25 protein-coding genes are annotated in these 21,193 nt (G+C 40.2%); 15 read left to right on the top strand and 10 right to left on the bottom strand.

All coding sequences use genetic code 11. From position 1 onward, the window contains the following. Together J0A69_RS05865 and J0A69_RS05870 are read left to right on the top strand one after the other, a co-directional pair. Positions 1–546 (top strand): CvpA family protein, encoded by a 546-nt coding sequence (locus J0A69_RS05865; RefSeq protein ID WP_206585586.1) that lies wholly within the window; start codon positions 1–3, stop codon positions 544–546. Next, complete coding sequence (locus tag J0A69_RS05870; protein ID WP_206585587.1) at positions 530–1,096, top strand: anthranilate synthase component II; 567 nt, start codon at positions 530–532, stop codon at positions 1,094–1,096. Before J0A69_RS05865 ends, J0A69_RS05870 begins: the two co-directional genes overlap by 17 nt. Before the next feature lie 2 nt (positions 1,097–1,098). Here J0A69_RS05870 and J0A69_RS05875 read toward each other — a convergent pair whose 3' ends face one another. The 5 genes from J0A69_RS05875 to xerD all read right to left on the bottom strand — a co-directional run bounded on the left by J0A69_RS05875 (position 1,099) and on the right by xerD (position 7,113). Next, complete coding sequence (locus J0A69_RS05875; protein ID WP_206585588.1) at positions 1,099–1,752, bottom strand: LolA family protein; 654 nt, start codon at positions 1,750–1,752, stop codon at positions 1,099–1,101. Between the two features lie 35 nt (positions 1,753–1,787). Continuing rightward, positions 1,788–4,292, bottom strand: coding sequence for an FtsK/SpoIIIE family DNA translocase (locus J0A69_RS05880; RefSeq protein WP_206585589.1), 2,505 nt, complete (start codon positions 4,290–4,292; stop codon positions 1,788–1,790). A 53-nt stretch (positions 4,293–4,345) separates the two neighbouring features. After that, positions 4,346–5,386 carry a quinone-dependent dihydroorotate dehydrogenase gene (locus J0A69_RS05885; protein WP_206585590.1) on the bottom strand — a complete coding sequence of 347 codons (1,041 nt, stop codon included), beginning with the start codon at positions 5,384–5,386 and terminating at the stop codon, positions 4,346–4,348. Positions 5,387–5,492: 106 nt separating this feature from the next. Continuing rightward, positions 5,493–6,134, bottom strand: coding sequence for a hypothetical protein (locus J0A69_RS05890; protein ID WP_206585591.1), 642 nt, complete (start codon positions 6,132–6,134; stop codon positions 5,493–5,495). Positions 6,135–6,207: 73 nt separating this feature from the next. Continuing rightward, the gene (xerD, locus tag J0A69_RS05895; protein ID WP_206585592.1) at positions 6,208–7,113 is read right to left on the bottom strand and encodes a site-specific tyrosine recombinase XerD; all 906 of its coding nucleotides are present in this window, start codon (positions 7,111–7,113) and stop codon (positions 6,208–6,210) included. Between the two features lie 221 nt (positions 7,114–7,334). On the opposite strand from xerD, the gene aroQ reads away from it, so the two are divergent. From aroQ to J0A69_RS05915, 4 genes are all read left to right on the top strand, one after another. Continuing rightward, positions 7,335–7,748: a type II 3-dehydroquinate dehydratase gene (aroQ, locus tag J0A69_RS05900; RefSeq protein ID WP_206585593.1), complete on the top strand. Its 414-nt coding sequence runs from the start codon at positions 7,335–7,337 to the stop codon at positions 7,746–7,748. Positions 7,749–7,759: 11 nt separating this feature from the next. After that, positions 7,760–8,815 (top strand): aminotransferase class V-fold PLP-dependent enzyme, encoded by a 1,056-nt coding sequence (locus J0A69_RS05905; RefSeq protein ID WP_206585594.1) that lies wholly within the window; start codon positions 7,760–7,762, stop codon positions 8,813–8,815. Between the two features lie 209 nt (positions 8,816–9,024). Beyond that, complete coding sequence (locus tag J0A69_RS05910; RefSeq protein WP_206585595.1) at positions 9,025–9,615, top strand: MarC family protein; 591 nt, start codon at positions 9,025–9,027, stop codon at positions 9,613–9,615. Positions 9,616–9,651: 36 nt separating this feature from the next. Further along, a complete protein-coding gene (locus tag J0A69_RS05915; RefSeq protein WP_206585596.1) occupies positions 9,652–10,119 on the top strand; it encodes a ribonuclease H family protein in 468 nt (155 codons plus the stop codon). A 53-nt stretch (positions 10,120–10,172) separates the two neighbouring features. Here J0A69_RS05915 and J0A69_RS05920 read toward each other — a convergent pair whose 3' ends face one another. Next, entirely contained in the window at positions 10,173–11,294 is a 1,122-nt protein-coding gene (locus J0A69_RS05920; RefSeq protein ID WP_206585597.1) for a sugar phosphate isomerase/epimerase family protein, read from the bottom strand. Between the two features lie 409 nt (positions 11,295–11,703). Here J0A69_RS05920 and J0A69_RS05925 point away from each other — a divergent pair, with 409 nt between their 5' ends. After that, the gene (locus tag J0A69_RS05925; protein ID WP_236032656.1) at positions 11,704–12,024 is read left to right on the top strand and encodes a GIY-YIG nuclease family protein; all 321 of its coding nucleotides are present in this window, start codon (positions 11,704–11,706) and stop codon (positions 12,022–12,024) included. A gap of 128 nt (positions 12,025–12,152) precedes the next feature. On the opposite strand, the gene J0A69_RS05930 is transcribed toward J0A69_RS05925, so the two are convergent. From J0A69_RS05930 to yihA, 3 genes are read right to left on the bottom strand one after another with little or no spacing between them, the layout of a single operon-like run. Then, complete coding sequence (locus tag J0A69_RS05930; RefSeq protein ID WP_206585598.1) at positions 12,153–12,452, bottom strand: hypothetical protein; 300 nt, start codon at positions 12,450–12,452, stop codon at positions 12,153–12,155. 36 nt (positions 12,453–12,488) lie between these two features. Continuing rightward, a complete protein-coding gene (locus tag J0A69_RS05935) occupies positions 12,489–12,911 on the bottom strand; it encodes a DUF5606 family protein (protein ID WP_206585599.1) in 423 nt (140 codons plus the stop codon). 39 nt (positions 12,912–12,950) lie between these two features. Then, the gene (gene yihA, locus J0A69_RS05940; protein ID WP_206585600.1) at positions 12,951–13,562 is read right to left on the bottom strand and encodes a ribosome biogenesis GTP-binding protein YihA/YsxC; all 612 of its coding nucleotides are present in this window, start codon (positions 13,560–13,562) and stop codon (positions 12,951–12,953) included. Between the two features lie 122 nt (positions 13,563–13,684). Here yihA and ubiE point away from each other — a divergent pair, with 122 nt between their 5' ends. The 8 genes from ubiE (at position 13,685) to J0A69_RS05980 (ending at position 20,249) form a co-directional block, all read left to right on the top strand. Beyond that, entirely contained in the window at positions 13,685–14,407 is a 723-nt protein-coding gene (gene ubiE, locus J0A69_RS05945; protein ID WP_206585601.1) for a bifunctional demethylmenaquinone methyltransferase/2-methoxy-6-polyprenyl-1,4-benzoquinol methylase UbiE, read from the top strand. Then, positions 14,356–15,153: a type IX secretion/gliding motility protein PorT/SprT gene (gene porT / locus J0A69_RS05950; RefSeq protein ID WP_236032659.1), complete on the top strand. Its 798-nt coding sequence runs from the start codon at positions 14,356–14,358 to the stop codon at positions 15,151–15,153. Before ubiE ends, porT begins: the two co-directional genes overlap by 52 nt. Before the next feature lie 63 nt (positions 15,154–15,216). Then, positions 15,217–15,972, top strand: coding sequence for an SDR family NAD(P)-dependent oxidoreductase (locus J0A69_RS05955; RefSeq protein WP_206585602.1), 756 nt, complete (start codon positions 15,217–15,219; stop codon positions 15,970–15,972). Further along, on the top strand, positions 15,969–16,736 hold the full coding sequence (locus J0A69_RS05960) for a M15 family metallopeptidase (protein WP_236032661.1): 768 nt from the start codon (positions 15,969–15,971) through the stop codon (positions 16,734–16,736). Before J0A69_RS05955 ends, J0A69_RS05960 begins: the two co-directional genes overlap by 4 nt. A gap of 66 nt (positions 16,737–16,802) precedes the next feature. Next, a complete protein-coding gene (locus J0A69_RS05965; RefSeq protein WP_206585603.1) occupies positions 16,803–17,537 on the top strand; it encodes a ThuA domain-containing protein in 735 nt (244 codons plus the stop codon). 79 nt (positions 17,538–17,616) lie between these two features. Continuing rightward, positions 17,617–18,198: a NifU family protein gene (locus J0A69_RS05970; protein WP_206585604.1), complete on the top strand. Its 582-nt coding sequence runs from the start codon at positions 17,617–17,619 to the stop codon at positions 18,196–18,198. Positions 18,199–18,214: 16 nt separating this feature from the next. After that, the gene (locus tag J0A69_RS05975; RefSeq protein ID WP_206585605.1) at positions 18,215–19,288 is read left to right on the top strand and encodes a DUF3810 domain-containing protein; all 1,074 of its coding nucleotides are present in this window, start codon (positions 18,215–18,217) and stop codon (positions 19,286–19,288) included. Between the two features lie 61 nt (positions 19,289–19,349). Further along, positions 19,350–20,249 carry a M23 family metallopeptidase gene (locus J0A69_RS05980; RefSeq protein WP_206585606.1) on the top strand — a complete coding sequence of 300 codons (900 nt, stop codon included), beginning with the start codon at positions 19,350–19,352 and terminating at the stop codon, positions 20,247–20,249. Here the strand turns inward: J0A69_RS05980 and J0A69_RS05985 are convergent. Beyond that, entirely contained in the window at positions 20,246–21,148 is a 903-nt protein-coding gene (locus J0A69_RS05985; protein ID WP_236032664.1) for a DMT family transporter, read from the bottom strand. The genes J0A69_RS05980 and J0A69_RS05985 overlap by 4 nt on opposite strands. Positions 21,149–21,193: the final 45 nt, after the last annotated feature.

A 21,193-nucleotide genomic window follows, 5' to 3' on the forward strand; every position in this document is an offset into this window, starting at 1 on the left:
TTGAGTACCGTAGACATTATATTACTTGCTGTCTTGTGCCTTGGAGGCTATGAAGGATATAGACAAGGATTTCTTCTAGGAATCCTTGGCCTTTTTGGTTTTGTAGTGGCCATAATTCTTGGGATTTACTTGATGGATCCAATGACGGATTGGCTCAAGCACAATGTCACAGAATTTAATCTTGGCTATCCAATTTTTGGCTTTTTAGTGATTTTTTTGATTACCCTGTTTTTGATCAGGATTTTGGGCTGGATTTTAAAACAAGCCATGGATTTGGTTTTGTTAGGTCCTTTGGATTCAATTGCAGGCGTATTTCTAGGAGTTGTAAAGGCCGCTTTTTTCATCAGTTTGTTCTTTTGGCAAGCCTCGCTGTTCAAATTGGATTTGCCAAAACAATGGACAGCGGATTCTGAATATTTAGGCTACATAGAGCCAGTTGCTCCTGCCATTGTAGATTTTCTAGAGCCCTTTTTCCCTAAAATGGAAGAGAGTCTTGAGAAGTTGGATAAGATAGTAGATGAGATTCTGAATGATTCTGCTGATTGATAATTTTGATTCATTCAGTCACATGCTTGCTGATCTGATTCGTCAGACTGGAGCTACTTTAAAAATCCTCCGGAATGATGTCGAATTAGAATCACTTGAGCAATTTGAATTCTCCGGATTAATATTATCTCCTGGGCCGGGTATTCCCTCGAAAGCGGGTAACTTGAATAAGATCCTGGAAGCATATTATGATAAAGTGCCCATACTTGGCGTCTGTTTGGGTCATCAAGCAATTGGAGAATTCTTTGGGGCAAAACTGATTAAAAATAACTTTCCTGTCCACGGGAAAGTCCATCAGGTGAAGAAATGCTCTCTCCATTTTTATACTGAAGGAATCCCAGACACCTTTCAGGTGACTCGATATCATTCTCTTCAGCTAGAAAATATTCCTGAAAGTCTGCAGGTGATTCTTGAAACAGACAAGAAGGAAGTCATGGGAATTGCTCACAGGGAGCTGCCAATTTTAGGAATTCAATATCACCCCGAGGCTTATTTGACAGAGTATGGTCTAACCTTGATAAAAAATTGGCTGAAAAAGGTTTCTAATTAATTTTATCTCAAATCGATTACCTCTACTCCAGCGTGTTGTTTTGTGTCAAAAACAAAATGCGTATCTGGAATATTCGGGTCTGGTTTTAGGTTTTTGAAAGCATAAGAAAAAGAACCTCCTTGACCGTCAAACATCTCCCATCCCAAAAGGTCCTTTGTGTTTTTATCGATCATAAGCTTTACTTTCTGAAACGGAGCATTGGATTTTTGAGCATCTAATTCCACCACGTTGGCTTGTTTACCTTGGAAGGTTTTATCCGCCAAAAGCTTGTAGTTAAATCCAGTCTCGTACATTTTATAAATGTTAGATGGAGTCAATTCTCCTTCCATTTGAGAAACATCATTGATTGTAACTTCCTTGTATGTTGGAGTTTCTATAAAGGTCCAAACGGTTTTACCATCATTGAAAATTTCTTGATCTGGAAGCTTGAGTCTGTATTGGTTTCCCTTCACGGCAATTTCACCGCTTTGGCGATCACTTGCACCAGCTTCGTCTGCATAGGTATAATCAAAGCTGGCTGTGAAACCTTTCATGCTTTGATACTTTTGGCTCATGCCATCCAATACAACTTTTGCTTTGGGATCTTTTTGGGCAGCGACATCAAAAACGATGCATACTGCTAGGAATATGCTAAATACTAGGGCTAGTTTTTTCATGTAAATCAGGCTGTAGGAACTCTATAAAACAGCTTTTACAAACTATTCAATAACCGTTCCAAACTAGCTTCGTCTTGAATCAAGACTTCTCTGGCTTTGGAGCCTTCAAATGCTCCCACGACTCCAGCTGCTTCCAGTTGATCAATTATTCTACCTGCGCGATTGTAACCTAATTTCAGTTTACGCTGAATCAAGGAAGTACTCCCTTGCTGATGCATGACAATAAGCTTTGCAGCATCGTCAAAAAGTGGGTCCCGATCGGATAAATCTACATTTCCCACAGAGCCATCTCCCTCTTCTCCTTCAAATTCAGGCAAGAGATAAGCGTCTGAATATCCTTTTTGCTCGCCGATCCAATCACAGATAGAATCAACTTCTGGTGTATCTAGGAATGCGCATTGGATACGGATCACTTCAGAACCTTGGGATAAAAGCATGTCACCCATACCGATCAATTGATCGGCGCCACCAGCATCCAAAATGGTTCTACTGTCGATTTTAGAGGTTACTCTAAAAGATAATCTAGCAGGGAAATTGGCCTTGATAATACCCGTAATGACATTAACAGAAGGTCGCTGCGTAGCAACCACCAAGTGAATCCCAATTGCTCGGGCAAGTTGCGCAAGTCTGGCAATAGGAGCTTCGATCTCTTTTCCAGCAGTCATCATCAAATCCGCCAATTCGTCAATAACAAGCACGATATAAGGCATGTAATGATGTCCTTTTTCAGGATTCAGTTTTCTGCTGATGAATTTTGCATTGTACTCTTTTAGATTTCTCGCTCCTGCATCTTTAAGCAGGTTGTAGCGATTGTCCATTTCGATACATAGGGAATTCAAAGTATAAATTACCTTTTTTGTATCTGTAATAATTGCTTCTTCGGCTCCTGGTAGCTTGGCTAGGAAGTGGCGTTCTATTTTATTGAAAAGTGTCAATTCCACTTTTTTAGGATCCACCAAAACAAACTTCAATTGAGAAGGGTGTTTTTTGTAAATCAAGGAGGCGAGGATCATATTCAAGCCAACCGATTTCCCTTGTCCCGTAGCACCTGCCATAAGAAGGTGAGGCATTTTTGCCAAATCTGCTACGAATACCTCATTGGAAATTGTCTTTCCCAAAGCAATCGGAAGATCTTTATCAGATCGCATGAATTTCTCTGTGCCCAAAACTGCCCTTGCCGGAACGAGTTCTCGGTTTTTATTAGGAACCTCGATACCAATGGTTCCTTTTCCAGGAATAGGGGCAATGATACGGATACCTAGAGCAGCTAAACTCAAAGCGATATCATCTTCCAAATTCTTGATTTTGGAGATTTTCACTCCTGGTTCAGGTACGATTTCATAAAGTGTTACTGTCGGCCCAATGGTAGCTTTGATCTCCTGAATTCCGATTTTGAAGTTTTCAAGAGTCTCAACAATCTTGTTTTTATTGTCCTCTAATTCCTGACGGGAAACGGTGACTTTCTGAACATCATACTCGTTCAATAGATCCAGCGTCGGATATTTATATCTAGGTAAATCTAGGGTTGGATCAAAAGGATCTAGGTTTTCAACTTCCGAAGCAGTCTTTTCTTCTCCCACAGCTTTGGTTACCGAGAAATTCTTATCCTCCGCAGAACTTGGCTTTTCAACTATTTCATCCAGTAAGTTGACTTGATTGACATGGAATAAGTCATCCTCAATGTCTTCATCCGAAGTGGAAGAAACAGGTTCATCAACCAGATCCACATCCTCATTTTTGATGATCCAATCGCTACCATCATCTTCAAATTCTTCTTCCTCATCTTCTTCTGAAATAGCCTCTATTCCTGTGGTTTTTTCAAATGGGTTTTTGGAAGAAACAGAGGATTCCTGCAAATCATCAAGCATGTCATCACTGCTATCAGCTTTCGAAGTGAACCACTCCAACTTATCTATGTCAAAGAAGAAAATCACAAAAATCAGCAAAGCCGCTCCAATCAGGATAAAGGTGCCCCAGCTAAGGAAATCTGCTGAAAGTTTGGCTAGCTCATACCCAAATCCACCCGATAAGAAGCTCCAATAGGAATAACCTTCTACTAAGATCACAATGTATCCAGTGAGTAGCCCAAGCCAGAAAGTGAAGAATAGGGCAAATGTGGTATATCGGGTCAGGGAGATCAGAGATACTTTAAAGCTCCATTTAAAACCTAAAATGAAAAGGAAAGGAGGGAAAAGGAAAGCTGCAATTCCAAACCAGCGGTAAATCATCCAATGGGCAGCTTGTGCTCCAAGATACCCTAGCCAATTTCCAGCATTTCTTGCCGTTTCACGAATTTCTTCATCTCCAGGGGTATTCATGACCAGACTTTGGTCAGCTGGTCCATTAAGTAAATAGCTGATAAATGCGATGAAAAGGAATATCCCCACAGACATCAACAGAATGCCAAGGGTTAAAACCAACTTGGAGCTTTTGATTTTGCCAAAAGAAAACCCAGGGCCTTTTGGTTTTGAGGCAGGTTTCTTTTTTGCAGTTTCTCCTTTCTTTCTAAAAGTGTTGGTCCTTGGTGAATTGGTGGCCATGTATTCCTTTAAATCCGATTTTAAGATAAGATGATTGGATTGAGATTGGTAATTTATCGAGAAAAATACGCCAATAATCCTTTCTTGATCTTTTTGATCAACCCAGGTCCCTCATAAATCATGCCCGAGTAAACCTGAACGAGGCTCGCACCAGCTTCCAGCTTCTCAATGGCATCTGCTGCGGAGAAAATACCGCCCACACCAATGATGGGAAATGCTTTATTTGATTTTTGAGAAAGGTATCGGATCACTTCTGTACTTCTTTTTGCCAGAACTTTTCCGGAAACGCCACCAGCTCCGATTGCTTCCACTTGTGAAGAATCAGTGCTCAATTGCGAACGGTCGATGGTCGTATTGGTCGCTATTACTCCATCAATTTTTGTTTCCAAAACGATTTCCACAATATCATCCAATTGCCCATCCGTCAGATCTGGAGCAATTTTCAATAGGATTGGTTTTGGCTTTTCTTTAAGGTCATTTGCGTTTTTTACAGCCTGAAGCAATTGCTTCAAAGGTTCTTTCTCCTGTAAGTCTCGAAGGTTAGGAGTATTCGGCGAACTCACATTCACCACAAAATAATCCACGTAAGGATGAAGTGCTTCCAGGCAAATCAAATAATCGTCAACCGCGTTTTCATTGGGAGTGACTTTGTTTTTGCCTATGTTGCCACCGACGATCACATCAGATTTTCTCTTTTTCAATCGCTCCACTGCATTCAAAACTCCACCGTTATTGAATCCCATACGATTGATCAAGGCTTCGTCTTGAGGAAGTCTAAACAGGCGAGGAAGTTGATTTCCATCCTGCGGCTTTGGTGTCAAAGTTCCGATTTCAATAAACCCAAAACCCAACATTGCCATTTCATCAATCAGTTTGGCATCCTTGTCAAAGCCAGCTGCTAATCCCACCGGATTTTTGAATTTCAATCCAAAAACTTCTCGTTCCAAAAGCGGATCATCCAATTTAAAAGTTGACTTTACAATCGACTTTGCAATTGGGAGGTTGAATGTCAGTTTGGTGAGGTCGAAGGTGAAATGGTGAGCATCTTCAGGATTTTTAAGGAAGAAGAGCGGTTTCAGGAGGGATTTATACACGGCTTGGGGGTTCTTTTCAAAGCACAAAGTTAATCATTGACAGCTTGGAAAATAACAAAAAATCAGATTCTGCTAGATCGGAGATCAATGAGGTCTTACCCTATCCTTAGCAACCACAATCCTTCACCATAAAACTAACTCCCTTATTGGTTGCTTTTCGAATCGCCTGGCTTACCGTACCAAAATTCCAATAATTTTCGCCCCCATCTTTATCAGGAATTCCCCACGCATTGATCTCTGTGACGATGGCATTGTCAGAGACGATATTTCCTGAAGCTGTTTCTATCAATGCTACTCGGAGTGTAGCCGAAATATCCTGATCTGGCGCTGGAGGATTCATTTCATAAACTTCCTGCGCAGTTCTGTAATCCCAACCATCAGAATCTACGGTTTCTCCAAGTGTAATTCCCAAAAAATAAGGATAACCTAAATCGGAATTGACTTTTGCACGTTGTACTGGATCATTGAGGTCTTTGATTCCTGATGAAAGCAATTCATAGTCCATCCGATCATACAATTCCACTTTTGTAAACCCTTGATCTCTTAACATGGTCAAGATCTGGCTTTCCAATTGATTTTGCTCTCCAGGTGAAAGTCTGCTAAAACCAGGGTCCCAACCAAGAGGCAAAAGCAATACTCCTTCAGATTTACTCAGGCAAATATGGCATTTGAAGCGGGTATAAACTTGTGTGGAAGTGCAGGAAAAAACTAGAAAACTGATTGCGAAAAAGGAAATAAGCCTCCTCATTGATTAATTATTAAGTTGAAATGTCACGAAAATATTCTTTATACTTTTTACTTCATAGTTTAGAATTAAAAATTTATTTCCTCGGATGAAAATCTGTCAAAACCTGCCTTAGGTAATCCCGGTCTAGGTGCGTATAAATTTCTGTTGTTGTGATGCTTTCATGACCAAGCATTTCCTGAACAGCACGAAGATCCGCGCCTCCTTCGATCAGATGCGTTGCAAAGGAATGTCTGAAAGTATGCGGACTGATGTTTTTCTCTATTCCTGCCTGCTCAGCGGTTTTCTTGATGATCAGAAAAATCATCACACGGGTTAATTTCTTTCCTCGTCTGTTTAAGAACACATATTCCTCATGTCCCTTGGCAATTGCTTGATGCACCCTGACTTCATTTTTATAGATGTTAAGGTATTTCAAAGCATCTTTTCCTATTGGAACCAATCTTTCTTTATTGCCTTTTCCCACAACTTTCAGGAAACCCACATCCTCAAAAACTTGCCCTTTTTTAAGTTCGATCAACTCGGATACCCGTAAACCGGAGCTATAAAGCATTTCCAGCATTGCTCGGTTGCGATGTCCTTCAGGCTCCCCAAGTGGAATGGCTTCCAGAAGTTGGACAATTTCTTCATAACTCAAGGTATCTGGAAGCTTCCTACCAAGTTTTGGTGCTTCCAAAAGCTGAGCTGGATCTTCGGAAATTTTATCCTCATACATCAAAAAACGATAAAATGCCTTGATTCCTGAAATGATTCTCGCTTGGGTATAATCCGATATTTCCAGTTGGGCGAGCTCAGTCACAAATTTCCGAAGATGCTCCAATTCAAAAGCCAAAGGGCTAGTTTCAGGAAAGTTCTTTACTGCGTACCCAGCCAATTTTTCTACATCCCGCGTGTAAGCTTCGATGGAGTTTTCACTCAGTGAGCGTTCCAATTTCAGATAATGGCGAAATTGCTTGATGTGATTTTCCCAGGTTTTAATCATCGGAAGATTTAAAAATGAAAATATTGGGAAATTAGGTGCTAAAGTTGGAAGGTTCAAATGTGGAAAGGTTTTAACTTTCCAATCAGAAACCGATTACCTTTGTGGCGTCTTCATCAAACCGAATTTTGTTTTGAAATCGAGCATGACTCAAGAATCAAACACTGTGATGATTATTATCTATGTGAGATTCCATGTGACAAATAAAAATCAATAATAAACACATGAAAATATTGATCATTAACGGGCCAAATTTAAACCTTCTTGGAAAAAGAGAGCCTGAAGTCTATGGAAGTACCTCTTTTGAGGAATTTTTTGAAAGTTTAAAAAAGACTTTCCCTGAAGTGGAGTTGGAATATTTTCAAAGCAATGTGGAAGGTGAATTGATCAATAAAATCCATGAAGGCGGATTTTCCTATGATGCTATTTTGCTGAATGCCGGTGGCTATACCCATACCTCTGTTGCGATTTCAGATGCCATAGCAGGAGTGACCACCCCAACTTTGGAAGTTCACATTTCCAATATTTATAAACGCGAAGAATTCCGTCATAAGAGCATCATTTCCAAATCATGCGTGGGAATGATTTCAGGCTTAGGCTTGAAAGGCTACGAATTGGGAATCAGATATTTTCTTTAAACCTCAGACCTATGTTAACTTTTGCCCCAGGGCCATCAAAAGTATATGATGCCCTCCCCAAATACCTTCAAGATGCTTACGAAGCAGGTATTTTGAGTGCAAACCATCGGAGCAATGCTTTCATGCATCTGTATCAGGAGACTGAAACATTGATGCGGGAAAAGCTACATATGCCCGATGATTACAAATTGCTATTTACTTCCAGTGCGACAGAAAATTGGGAAATCATCACCCAATCAATCGTAGAACGAGCAAGTTATCATGTTTATTCTGGGTCTTTTGGCAAGAAATGGATCGGCTTTGCAAAGCACATCAATCCTGCAACGGATGGTTTGAAAATCGAAGCAAATCAGGCAATCGATGTGGCAAGTCTGGAAATCGGCGAAGGATTTGATTTGATCGCTTTGACACAGAATGAGACTGCAAATGCCACTCAAATTCCGATGTCTGTTATTGAAGCCATCAAGGAAAAATATCCTGAAAAAATGATTGCGGTGGATACTACTTCATCCATGGCTGGAATAGAGTTCGATTTTACGCTAGCGGATATTTGGTATGCTTCGGTGCAAAAGTGTTTTGGATTGCCAGCGGGCTTAGGGATTTTGATTGTTTCACCTAAAGCCATCGAAAAATGTGAATCAAAAGGAGAAAGCGGGCGATACAATAGCTTGAGTTTTATCCTTGAAAATGCTGCTGGTTATCAAACGCATTATACCCCAAATGTGCTTGGGATTTATTTGTTGAATCGTGTCCTGAAAGACCTGCCTGAGATTCAGCATATCGATGCGAACCTTCGAGAGAGAATGCAAAAGCTGGAAAATGCAGTTGCACAAACGAAATCACTTCGTATGCTTGTTGATAATGCCGAGACCAGAAGTACAACAGTATTGGCGGTAACCGGGCCGGAAGATTTGATCACTTCGGTAAAGAAGGATGCTGAAAAAGAAGGAATGCAATTGGGTTCAGGTTACGGTCCTCATAAGCCAACCAGCTTCCGAATCGCTAATTTCCCAGCAATCACGAATGCTGAAATGGATAAGTTGATTTCATTTTTATCGAGATTTTGAAAGGACGACCTTTGGGGTTTTAATAACCCCGAAGGTCTTTTTTTAATTTCTTCCACACTCTTTTTTTTCATTTCCAACGAAGAGAAATCTTAGGAGCTTTTTGATATTAGATATTTCTCCTCCTTTCAGTCATTGAAATGACAAGCAGTTCTCAATTTCTTAATTCCGAAATCATATCTCCGCGTTCATAAATTTCCTACTTTCGCGGCATGTTTGATTTGAAAGAGATTTTGTCCGTTTCCTTGATCTTGTTTTCAGTGATTGATATTCTCGGATCGATTCCGATTATCGTCAATCTTCGGAAGAAAGTCGGCCATATTGAATCCGAAAAAGCGACTTTGGCAGCAGGGATTTTAATGATCTTGTTTTTGTTTGCAGGCAAGTCTGTTCTTTCCTTGTTTGGAATCGGCGTGGAGGATTTTGCGATTGCCGGAGCCCTGATCATTTTTGCCATCGGAGCGGAAATGATTTTGGGAATCGAGCTTTTCAAACCAGATCCAGATGCTTCAGAGGGAGCTTCTATCGTCCCCATTGCTTTTCCTTTGATCGCTGGAGCAGGAACTCTTACCACTATTCTTACTATTAAAGCTGAATTTGCCCAAATCAACATCGCCATTGGCATTCTCTTGAATTTGATTTTTGTTTATGCTGTCCTGAAAAGCACGAGTTGGCTGGAAAGAAAGCTAGGAAAGACAGGTTTGGATGTCCTAAGAAGGATTTTTGGGATTATTTTGCTTTCAATCGCAGTAAAGATTTTCAAAACAAATGCATTCCCAATCGGAGTAGATTCCGGAGTTTAAAACTCTTCTCTTGATCATTTTCCTTTTCTTTGTACCATGATTACCATTTACACGGATGGCGCTGCCAAAGGCAATCCAGGGCCAGGAGGCTATGGAGCTGTCCTACTTTTCAATAACAAAGGAGAATTACTTCGAAAAGAGCTTTCTGAAGGTTTTCGATTGACCACCAATAATCGCATGGAGCTTCTTGCCGTAATCAGAGCGCTTCAAGCTTTGAAAGTTACAGGGATACCTGTTCAGATTTATTCTGACAGCAAATATGTGGTAGATGCGATCGAAAAAGGATGGCTTTGGGGCTGGCAGAAGAAAGGCTTCAAAGACAAAAAAAATCCTGATCTCTGGTTGCGATATATTCCCCTTCACCTGAAATACAAGCCCAAGTTTATTTGGGTAAAAAGCCATGCCGGCAATCCAGAAAATGAGCGCTGTGATCAATTGGCTGTAGCCGCTGCAGAAGGGTATAATTTACCGGCAGACGCAGGGTATGAAGAAAGCCAGAAATAAAGTATGAAAGCAAAAGTGAGAAAGCTGAAATTTTAAATTTCTCACTTCTAACTTTATAATTTGTCCATTGATTGCAGTGGAATATCTGCTCGGTTGACTTCTATAAGAGATTTATAATCTGATTTTGGGTATTGCCAGCCATCTTCACCCAATTCATAAAGCAAAGGTGATAAGTTTTGCACAGCCGCTTTGCAACCTTGGACGATTGCTCCCAATTTCCCTGTTTGCTTGGAAAGTACTGCTTCGTTTTCGATCTCGAAAGGACCTGAAAATTTCTTTTCTTTGAGCACATTGACAAAGGCTCTCCAATCCATCGAATCACCTAATCCGAATCCCGGCAATGTAGCTTCGTAATGATGTCGGTCCCAAGGATTTTTGCTGGAAGTAATTCCTAATTTTTCAGCCCATTCAGCACGAACCTCCTGCATTGGATACATATTCCCCCAGAAAGGATCTGGGTTATTTCTAGTGGATTTCACATGGATCCTTTTCAGACGATTCATATCTGTATTTTGAATTACAGAAACAGGATCTGTATGCTGCCAAACATCGTGTGAAGGATCATAAATCTCTCCATGATTGGATTCAGGAACTAACTCATACATGATTTTCCTAGCTGCCAATACCCCTGTGAGATTATTGAAGGTGCCGAAATGACCTGAACTTCTCCAACCTTCCATGGGACAGTTTTCATAGAGAACTGTCACTCCAAGGCTATTGGCGTAACGGATAATGGGGCCAAAAACCTTTTGATATTCGAGTAAATTCTTTTCAAATCCACCTTCCTGATTTCCCAATTCATGGTTGTACCCGACAAATGTCCCAACTTTCACATCGTTTTCATCCCCGCCTAGTAAATAGGCCATTCGGATCAGGCGAAGTAAGTGGTTTTGATTTTTGATTCGCTGGGCTGGATCTCCACCAATCAGATTTTCGAACGCTCCAATCGAAAGTCTTAGAGCTGCATTATTGAATTTTTCTATCAAATACTTTGCTTCCTCAGGGCCAAAATTTTCATAATCCAAATGCGTGGCAACAAAATCGTCCCGGGTTCCATCTTTTCTGAAAACACAAAGGTCAAGACCTTGAACTCCGATTTCAGTAGCTTTTTCGATGGTTTGGTCCAGGTTGAGTTGGTCAAAGGCGGATGTCATGATCCAAATCGGATTTGCCATGGTTTTTGGTTTTATGAAGGAAAAGTAAAATAAATTTTGATTTAGAAAGTTAAAGTCGAATTCTTAAAAAAGGAATTTTAAATAAGATTTAACGTGTCAGACCGAGCGGAGTCGAGGTCTTCTAAATTATCATTATTTTGGGTTTCGACCATCAGACTATCGGTAGCCATGCGCTCAGCCTGACAAAACTTGAAATAGAATTAAAGGGCTTCGATATACGCGACTTTCGTCGCTCCAGTGTTCAACCTGACAAATATTTAATCTTGACAATTCTGATATTTTATATCTAAAATCAGTGAACTATGTCAGTCCGAGCGGAGTCGAGGACTTTTCCTGAATATTTGAATTATTATAAATTAAGTTCTTAATTTATAATTGTTTAGTTCTTTTTCATTTATATAGAATTCTCTTGGAAAGATTTTTTGTTTACATATTAAAATGTGCTGATTCATCTTATTATACGGGAGTTACAAATAATATAGATAGAAGATTTGCAGAGCATCAAGATGGGATTGATTTTTTAAGCTACACATATAATCGAAGGCCTCTCGAATTAGTTTTTCTGCAAGATTTTCAACAGATAAATGAAGCAATTGCCTTTGAAAAACAACTCAAAAAATGGAGTAGAGCTAAAAAAGAGGCTTTAATTAGAGGGAATTGGGAGCAATTGAAGGATCTGTCGAAATGTAATAATGAGACGAGTCATTTGAATTTTAGAAAAGATAAATGAATGGGACAAAGGGCTTCGACTTCGCTCAGCCTGACAAAACTTGAAATAGAATTAAAGGGCTTCGACTCCGCTCAGCCTGACAAATCTTTAATCCTGCAAATCGGATATCTTATATCATATATCCTAAATCACGAATACCTTCTTCGGATCTCTACTTTCAGTTTTTGCCTTTCCCAAAGAGCCTTTGCAAGGTCGGGAGCAACACGATCCGGTTCTGACTCATTTAGAATTTTTTTCAGCTTTTCCTCCCCCAGATCCACCCGATAGCAAATTTGTAGCAATCTTTCAAAATCCCTGTCCAATAAGTGACTGATAGCTTTGCTGAGTACAGCTATGGCTTTTTCCTCATCAAAATCAGTCTGGATCGCAGTGAGCTGAAAATCCTTGTCCAAAAGATTGAATGTTTCTAAAAGTAATTCCTGTGCCATGGTATCAAAAAAGCCCCGATAAATCGAGGCTGTTTATTAATCTTCTTTTTGTTCTTCGCTTGATTCTTCTAGCGTTTCTGGAGCTTGAGTTCTGATGATCTTATACCAAGAGATCAATTTTTTGATGTCAGAGGTATACACTCGTGATTCATCTACCTCCGGTAAAACATGCTTCATAAATGCTCTTAGTTCAGTGTCGTCCGGATTGGCATCCAAACCCAAATCACCTTGGAATTCAGCTTCTATTTTTTTCATGATCGCTTCCAAAGGTTCAGCACCTTCTTCGGTCATGGTGTAAATAGAGATATCGCTCAAGATGGAAACACGCTGAGACATTCCAGCTACCAATTTTGCTTTTTTAGCATCCATGCTTTCTAGGATTACTCCTGATCTGGATGGTTTTAAAACTTTATATAATCCCGGTTTACCGGCTACTGTTGCGATGTCTTTGAAATTCATTGGTTTTTATTTTTCAGGCTGCAAATATAGGATTATCGATTAAATGATTTCCCCTCTTTCGTATTCTTGTACCAGTTCTTCAATAAATGCCGTCAATTCATCTTTTCCAAGTCCGCTTTCGGCAGAAGTCACAAAATAATCCGGGATCTCTTCAAAAATCTCCTCTGTCTTTTTCAGGAATTTCCGGATGTTCTGATCAGTTTTGGTCTTGGATTGCTTATCTGCTTTTGTGAAGACCAAAGCTGCAGGAACGCCCTCAGTTCCACACCAAAGCAAAAACTCCAGATCAATTTTCTGTGGCTCCAAGCGGCTGTCAATCAAGACAAATACTCCGCAAAGATTCTCTCTTTTAGTTAGGTAGGTGCTGATCATACTTTCCCAGCCCTGCTTAACTTTCACATTGACTTTAGCAAATCCATACCCGGGTAAATCCACCAAATACCATCGATCATTGATGATGAAATGGTTGATCAACTGGGTTTTTCCAGGCTTCTGGGAAGTCTTTGCCAAGTCGCTTTTGCCTGTGATTCGATTGATCAGTGAACTTTTACCCACATTGGATCTTCCGATAAATGCGATCTCTGCTCGATCGGGTTTTGGGCAATTTCCAGGGTTGGAATTACTGATGACAAATTGTGCTTTCTGAATCATGAAACTGGATTTGAATGCAAAAATAGGAATTATACTTTAGGAATGACTTTCTCTAATCTGACAACAATTTTCCAATACTCAGGTTTCTTGAGTATTATTGCGCCTTCAAAGAACGATTCGTGATGTCTGTAGTACCTTACAAAGATAAGCAAGACCCTAAAAAAGCTCAGGTTGCTGAGATGTTTAACAATATTTCCGGCAAGTATGACTTGCTCAACCACGTGCTTAGCATGGGGATTGACATTACTTGGAGGAAAAAAGCCATCAAATATCTCAAGAAAGATCAGCCAAAACTGATTTTGGATATCGCTACCGGAACAGGAGATTTTGCCATCGAAGCATTGGCTTTAAATCCAGATAAAATCATCGGAGTGGATATTTCCGAAGGTATGCTTGCCGAAGGAAGGAAAAAGATGGTCAAAAGAGGTTTAGATGATAAAATCGAACTTCAATTGGGAGATTCTGAAGGTTTGCTCTTTGAGGATAATAAGTTTGATGCTGTGATCGTTTCCTTTGGAGTTAGAAACTTTGAAAACCTGGAAAAGGGTCTGGCAGATATGTTTCGGGTTTTAAAGCCTGGGGGAAAAGCAGTGATTTTGGAATTCAGTAAGCCAAGAAAGTTTCCGATGAAGCAGGCCTATGGATTTTATTCCAATTTTGTTCTTCCCCAAATCGGAAAAATTGTATCCAAAGACAATTCTGCGTATACTTATCTACCTGAATCTGTTCAGGCATTCCCTGACGGAGAAGATTTTCTGGCTGTTTTGAAAAAGGTCGGATTTACCCAAACGCTATGCAAATCACTGACATTTGGTATCAGCTCCATTTACGTGGGCGTAAAATAACCCTTGCACTTTTTTTTGTAGGATTAGTGTCCTTGCCTTCTTTTGGACAAGGGATGTTTGGCTTGACTTCGGGCTCAGGGTCTGACAATAAAACCCTTTCGTATGGTTTTTTCTTGGCAGCACATACCAATCGATATCAGATCAAATATTCGGATGCTTTCATGGATCCAAATAATACCAGTTCAGCTGGAGTCCAGGGTATTTATGCCCAAAATTCCCCAGGTTTTTCACTGGGATTTATTGGTATACTGAGATTTCATGATCAGGTACAATTGCTTTTTACTCCAAAGGTGGGTTTTTATGAATATAAAACCGAAGTGAGGTATTTTGGTTCTGTGGATCCTGCCTTGGTCAATACTGATGGAAATACAGGAGGTAACACCAAATCATCGCAAGTTTTGACTTCTGAAGCTACGATGGTAGAGCTTCCTTTACTTTTTAAATACAGATCCCAGCGATTCAATAATACTCGGATGTATTTTATTGGCGGGGCCAGCTATAACTTCCGAACCAAAGCGCAGGATGAGGCGGATATTGAGGACTTGGTCACAACAGGACAAGACTATTCACTTGAAATGGGAATGGGCTTCGAGATTTATTTCAAGTACTTCAAGTTTGCTCCAGAAATCCGGTTCTCCCATGGCTTGAACAATGCCTATCGAAGAGAGAACACCATCCCTGAAATCGCTGATGCGATATCCTCTATCAAGAGAAAAAGCATTACGCTTTACTTGAATTTCCAATAGACTTCTCCAATTACTCTAGCTGGTTGAAATGGACTTTTTTCGTAAATCCATTAACTTGCTCCAATGAAAAATAAAATTGCTTTGGTCACAGGTGCAACTTCAGGTATCGGAAAAGCCTGTGCCCTGACATTGGCCAAATTAGGATACAATATCATTGCCACTGGAAGAAGAGCTGATCGATTAAAGGAATTGGCGGCTGAACTTCCAAATGAGGTAGAATACCTCCCCTTAGTTTTTGATGTGCGGGATCGAGAAAAAGTATTGGAGATTTTAGGAGCCTTGCCAGAAGATTGGAAAGCCATCGATGTATTAATCAATAATGCCGGAAATGCCCATGGCATGGATCCCATCCAAAGCGGAAGCTTAGACGATTGGGATGCGATGATGGATATCAACGTAAAAGGTTTACTCTATGTATCCAAAGCCATTATGAAGGGAATGACTGACCGAAAATCAGGGATGATTATCAATATTGGATCGATTGCTGGAAAGGAAGTGTATCCGAATGGAAATGTCTACTGTGCTTCGAAGCATGCGGTGGATGCACTTACGCAAGGAATGCGAATTGATATGAATCCATTTGGGATTAAAGTCATGGCGATTCATCCGGGTTTGGTCGAAACTGAGTTTTCTTTGGTTCGATTCAAAGGAGATGAAAAGCGTTCTGAATCAGTTTATCAGGGATTTGAACCATTGCTCGCTCAGGATATTGCGGACATCGTAGAATTTGCTGTAACTAGACCCCCGCATGTAGTGATAGCTGATGTTTTGGTTTTACCCACAGCACAGGCATCTGCTACATTAGTCAAAAAATCATGATGAAAATTTCGAATGCATTTTACCTTCTCTTGATTTCCGGCTTATTCTGTTTTGGCTGCAACCAAAAAGAAATCGGGGCAATTGAGGGTGAAATTGAAACAGATATAATCGATCATTTAGGAACTCCTACTACCATCAAGTCAAGTGAAATACCAGCTTTGGAAAAGCAATTGCTGGAGCAAGGTTTGGTGAATGTGGAGGAGGTGGTACCTGAAATCCGAGTGGAACTCAAATATTCCACTGAGGATAATTTCTTTGGTAAGGATGTGTATGGAGATCTGATTCATGCCTATTTGCAACCTATCGTTGCTGACAGTCTCAAGAAAGCCCAAGAAATCCTTCAGTCCGAATATCCTGATTACACCTTGCTTATTTATGATGGAGCCAGACCACTCAGCGTTCAACAGATCCTTTGGGATAATTTAGATAAACCTGACAGTCTGAAACCTCTTTATGTTGCAGATCCGAAAGTCGGTTCTTTACATAATTATGGAGTGGCTGTGGATTTGACCATCTTTGATACTTCCATAAATGAGCCTTTGGATATGGGAACAGGCTATGATTTCTTTGGCTATGCTGCATATCCAGATAGAGAGGATCAGATGCTGGCAGAAGGAACACTTGATTCAGCTCAGGTAGCAAATAGAAATATCCTTCGAAAGGTCATGAATCAGGTCGGATTTATGGGAATCGGATCAGAATGGTGGCATTTCAATGCCTACAGTAGAAAAGAGGCAGGAGAAAAATTTAAAATTATCAATTGAAAATCAGCAATTTTTAACAAGCAATACCTATTTCTTATTTCAGTAATTAACACTAACTCAAATCAAATGAACCTAAAAAAATCCTTACTCACCATAGGGCTGATTTTCAGCATCGCCCTTGTTGCTCCGGCACAACAATTCAGAGCTCTCGTTTTCAGTAAAACTGCCGGCTTTCGTCACCAATCTATTGCTGATGCTGTGGTAGCTTTGAAAAAAATGGGGAAAACGCATGTTTTCAGTGTGTACACTACTGAAGATGCAGGTGCTTTCACAGATGAAAATCTAGCCAAATACGATGTAGTAATTCTGACCACTACTACAGGAACGATCTTTAACGCAGACCAAAAGGCTGCTTTTCAAAAGTTTGTTCAAAGTGGAAAAGGTGTAGTAGGTATCCACTCTGCAACAGATACAGAATACGAATGGCCATGGTATAATAAGATGATTGGCGCGTATTTCCTTTCCCATCCAGCTCAGCAAACCCTACGAATGGAAGTGGTCGATCAAAACCATCCATCTACTTGGCATTTGCCAAAAAACTGGCTTTGGACAGATGAGTTGTATGAATTCCGTGAAATCAATCCGGATATCAAAGTTCTGATCAAAGCTGACGAAAGCACTTACAAGGTTGCCAAAGGAAATGGAGACAATCACCCGATGGCTTGGTATCATGAATTTGATGGTGGAAGAGTATTTTATACAGCTTTGGGCCACGTGGAGTCAGCCTGGGAAGATCCAGATTTCTTAAAGCACTTGTATGGTGGCATTTGGTATGCTGCGACAGGTCACCCTATGAAATAGTAGATTTCTTTTAGAAATTTGCGCCCGCCGGAACTTAATCCAGAGAATTCGGTTTTCTAAACAAAAAAACGAGATGACCATGCTGAAAGCACAAGCGAGACCCGTTCACCTCTACATGGAGGCAAATCCAAATCCAAATTCACTCAAGTTTGTAGCTAATTTTATGTTGGCTGAAGAGGGAGTGAGTTTTGATTATCCAGATGCAGCAAGCGCGGAAAATAGCCCTTTGGCACAAGAATTATTCAATTTTGCTGCTGTAAAGCGAGTTTTTGTAGCTTCTAATTTTATAACTGTGACCAAAGGTGATGATGTAGAATGGTCAGAAGTTCAAAATACCTTTAGAGATCATATCAAAAGTTATTTAGAATCTGGTAAGCCGGTTGTTAAAGCTAGCTTTGACAAGGATCCATTGTTTGATGAGAATGACTCAGAAGTGGTGAAAAAGATCAAAGGGATTTTGGATGAGTATATTCGACCTGCTGTAGAACAAGATGGAGGAGCAATTGTATTCCATTCTTTCCAAGATGGAATTGTAAAAGTGTTGCTTCAGGGATCTTGTTCTGGATGTCCTTCGAGTACAGTTACTTTAAAAGCAGGGATTCAAAATCTTTTGACTAGAATGCTTCCAGAAGTGAAGGAAGTACAAGCAGAAGGTATTTAAATACAGCAGCGTATCGATGGGGAAAAGAGACTGGTCTTGGGCAATTCTTGGTGTGATAGCATTGGGAATTCGCTATTTGGCTACTTTCAACCCAGAGGCGACTGACGATATTTATTCAAGAAAATTCTTTCCGGTAATCCGGAATGTAATTGATAGGACGCTGGGATATCTGCCATTTCCCAGCGTCTATTTTTTTATACTCACTGTATTTCTAGTCTTAGGATTTTACCTCTATAAACTGAGGTCTAAAGAAGGTTGGAAACGTAAACTGAAATATTCCCTAAGAGCTTTGGCAAATGGTCTTGGAGCTTTGATTTTCTTCTTCCTTTTTCTTTGGGGATATAATTATCAGCGAACTCCAATCTTTCAACAATTGGGTTTAAATCCAAATCCTTTGACTTTGGAAGAGCTCAAAGAGGAAGTTTTCATCACCCAAAAACTGGCACAGCAATACCGTTTGGCAATAACTAACGATACGACGGCCATCACCGAGATTCTAACTTACCCAGAACTTGAAAAGATTGTTCGCTCAAACATGGGAGAAAACTTGGATATGCTGGGATTGAATTTTACAGGAAGACCTAGGACCAAATTATTTCCTCCGCCAGGATTCATGCGTAAAATGGGGATTTTAGGGATTTACTTTCCCTTCACCGGAGAGAGTTACATAGACCCCACATTACATGCTCTGGAGCAACCATTTACGGTGGCTCATGAGATGGCTCACAGTTACGGAGTAACCAATGAAGGCGAGGCTAATTTTATCGCCTGGGTAATCTGTGGAAACAGCGAAGATCCACTTTTGAAATATTCGGCCCAACTCCGATTGCTGATGTATCAGATACGGGATTATTTTAGAATGGACCCTGAAGATTATAAAATCTTCCTCAAAAATCTGGATAGAGGTGTTAGGAACGACATGATTTCCATCCGCGATGCCAGTGAAGCAATTCAGCCATTTTCATATGAAATCAGCAGAAAATCAAATGATATTTTCCTGAAATCCCAAGGAGTGAAAGCCGGTGTAAACAGCTACCAGCAGCTTCCAATGCTGGCTCATGCTTGGAGAATCAAAATGAAAGGCGAGTAAATTCTTGTTTTTTAGTTTTGTAAAACTATTTTTAGGAATTGAATTTTCTAAAAATTGAGCCATGATTAAAAATTTACTTTTTTCATCTTTTGTTTTCTTATGCCTCTCGGTAAATGCTCAAATCAGCACTGAATCAGAAAGAGATAAAGATGGTAATGTTATTCTCTACACCATAAACACTTCCGAAATTCCATACACGGTGATGTTTAACTTTTCAACTTTACAAAATCTCACTACCACGGGAGGGGAAAATATTACGACTGTTGCTATGCCTGGTAAATCTCGAGCCACGACATTAAAGCCTAGGCAAGCAAATACTGGGACTAATTACAGGTATTCTATCAGTTTTGTGAAGGGGAATATCTATGGGAAATCAAAAGTTGAGCCTGTTTATTTCGTCCCGGTAAAGGAGGGGACAGCCGTTACTGCTCAAAGAATGACTCATATTGAAAATAGGCTTCAACCAGAAAAGAAAAATGAGGATTATGTGGGAGTATCTTTTCGTTTTGAAAATCCTACAGAGATTGTTGCGCCAAGAAAAGGCATAATTGCTGCTGTAAGCATGGGCAAAGCTCCAGAAAAGGATAATCTGGATTTTAAAAGAGATGAAAACTTTATCGAAATCTATCATGAAGATGGAAGCATTACCAAACTGATGGTGTTGAAATCTGGAAGTGAAAAAGTGAAAGTAGGAGATGAGGTGATTCCAGGTCAAGTTATTGCCGAATCAGCAGGAGAGAATTATAATTCTGGTCAACACGTACGAATGGTGAATATGAGACCGGAAAAAGAGAATCAGGATAAATTGAAATATGAGCAATTCCCCGTGAAGTTTGCTCATGTAGGAAAAGAAATCCAAATAGAACAACGGATGGAATTCACAGTTGCTCATCCGGAAGAGTTAATTACCGTAGAGATGTCAAAGAGGGAGTTGAAGAAATACGAATCAGAAAAGGATTAGGCTTTTTTTCTATTTCCGAACCAAACACCAAGGATGACTGCAGCAATTCCTAAATAATGCCCCCAAAGAAGGATTTCTCCATCCATCACTCCCCACATGATTGCAACGATGGGAATCAGGTAAGTAACTGAACTGGCAAAAACAGGAGTAACTCTTTTTACCATCACATTGAATAGGATCAAAGCCAAAGCTGTTCCCATGACTCCGAGTAAGGTTACGTAGCCCAAGGCCGTCAAAGCGCCGGGTATATTGGCAACCTTGTAAGAAAAATCAGTTCCGAAAATCAGATAAACTAATGCCAGAGGCAAAACCAGTAATAGTGAAATAGCTGTTATTTCAACAGGTTTTAGGGTGACAAATCGGTATTTGATGATATTTAAATTGAAACCGTAGCAGACACATGCCAGGATGACAAACAGTGCATAAGCATTGATTCCGGTGAATGCATCCAGTCCGCTTCCTTCTTTGGCAGTCACCAAAATAAATACCCCAATAAATGCGATTGCAAGGCCTATCCCGTTTCTTTTTGTGATTTTTGACCCGAAAAATGCCGCACCGATTACCACCACAGCAAGAGGAGTCAAGGCATTGATGACACCCGCGAGCGAGCTGCTCAATTGGGTCTGGGCTTTTGCAAATAAAAAGGCCGGAATAAAACTACCCACCATACCCACAATGATCAAATTGATCAGCTGGGTTTTATTTAGGTTTTTGAATCTAGGCAAGGAAAGTGGCAATAGAAAAGTAGCCGCAGCTACAATACGGTAAGCGCCAACTTCCCCAGGCGAAAAGAACTCCAAACCTCTCTTGATCAGGATAAATGAACTTCCCCAAATCAAGGATAAAAAGATTAGCATTCCCCAATTTTTCAGGTTGCTGTTGTCGGTGGTTTCTGTCATGGATTTAAGGATGGATTACCCATCTCACAAAGGAAGCAAAACCAA

This window comes from Algoriphagus pacificus (assembly GCF_017254845.1).
GTDB lineage: Bacteria > Bacteroidota > Bacteroidia > Cytophagales > Cyclobacteriaceae > Algoriphagus > Algoriphagus pacificus.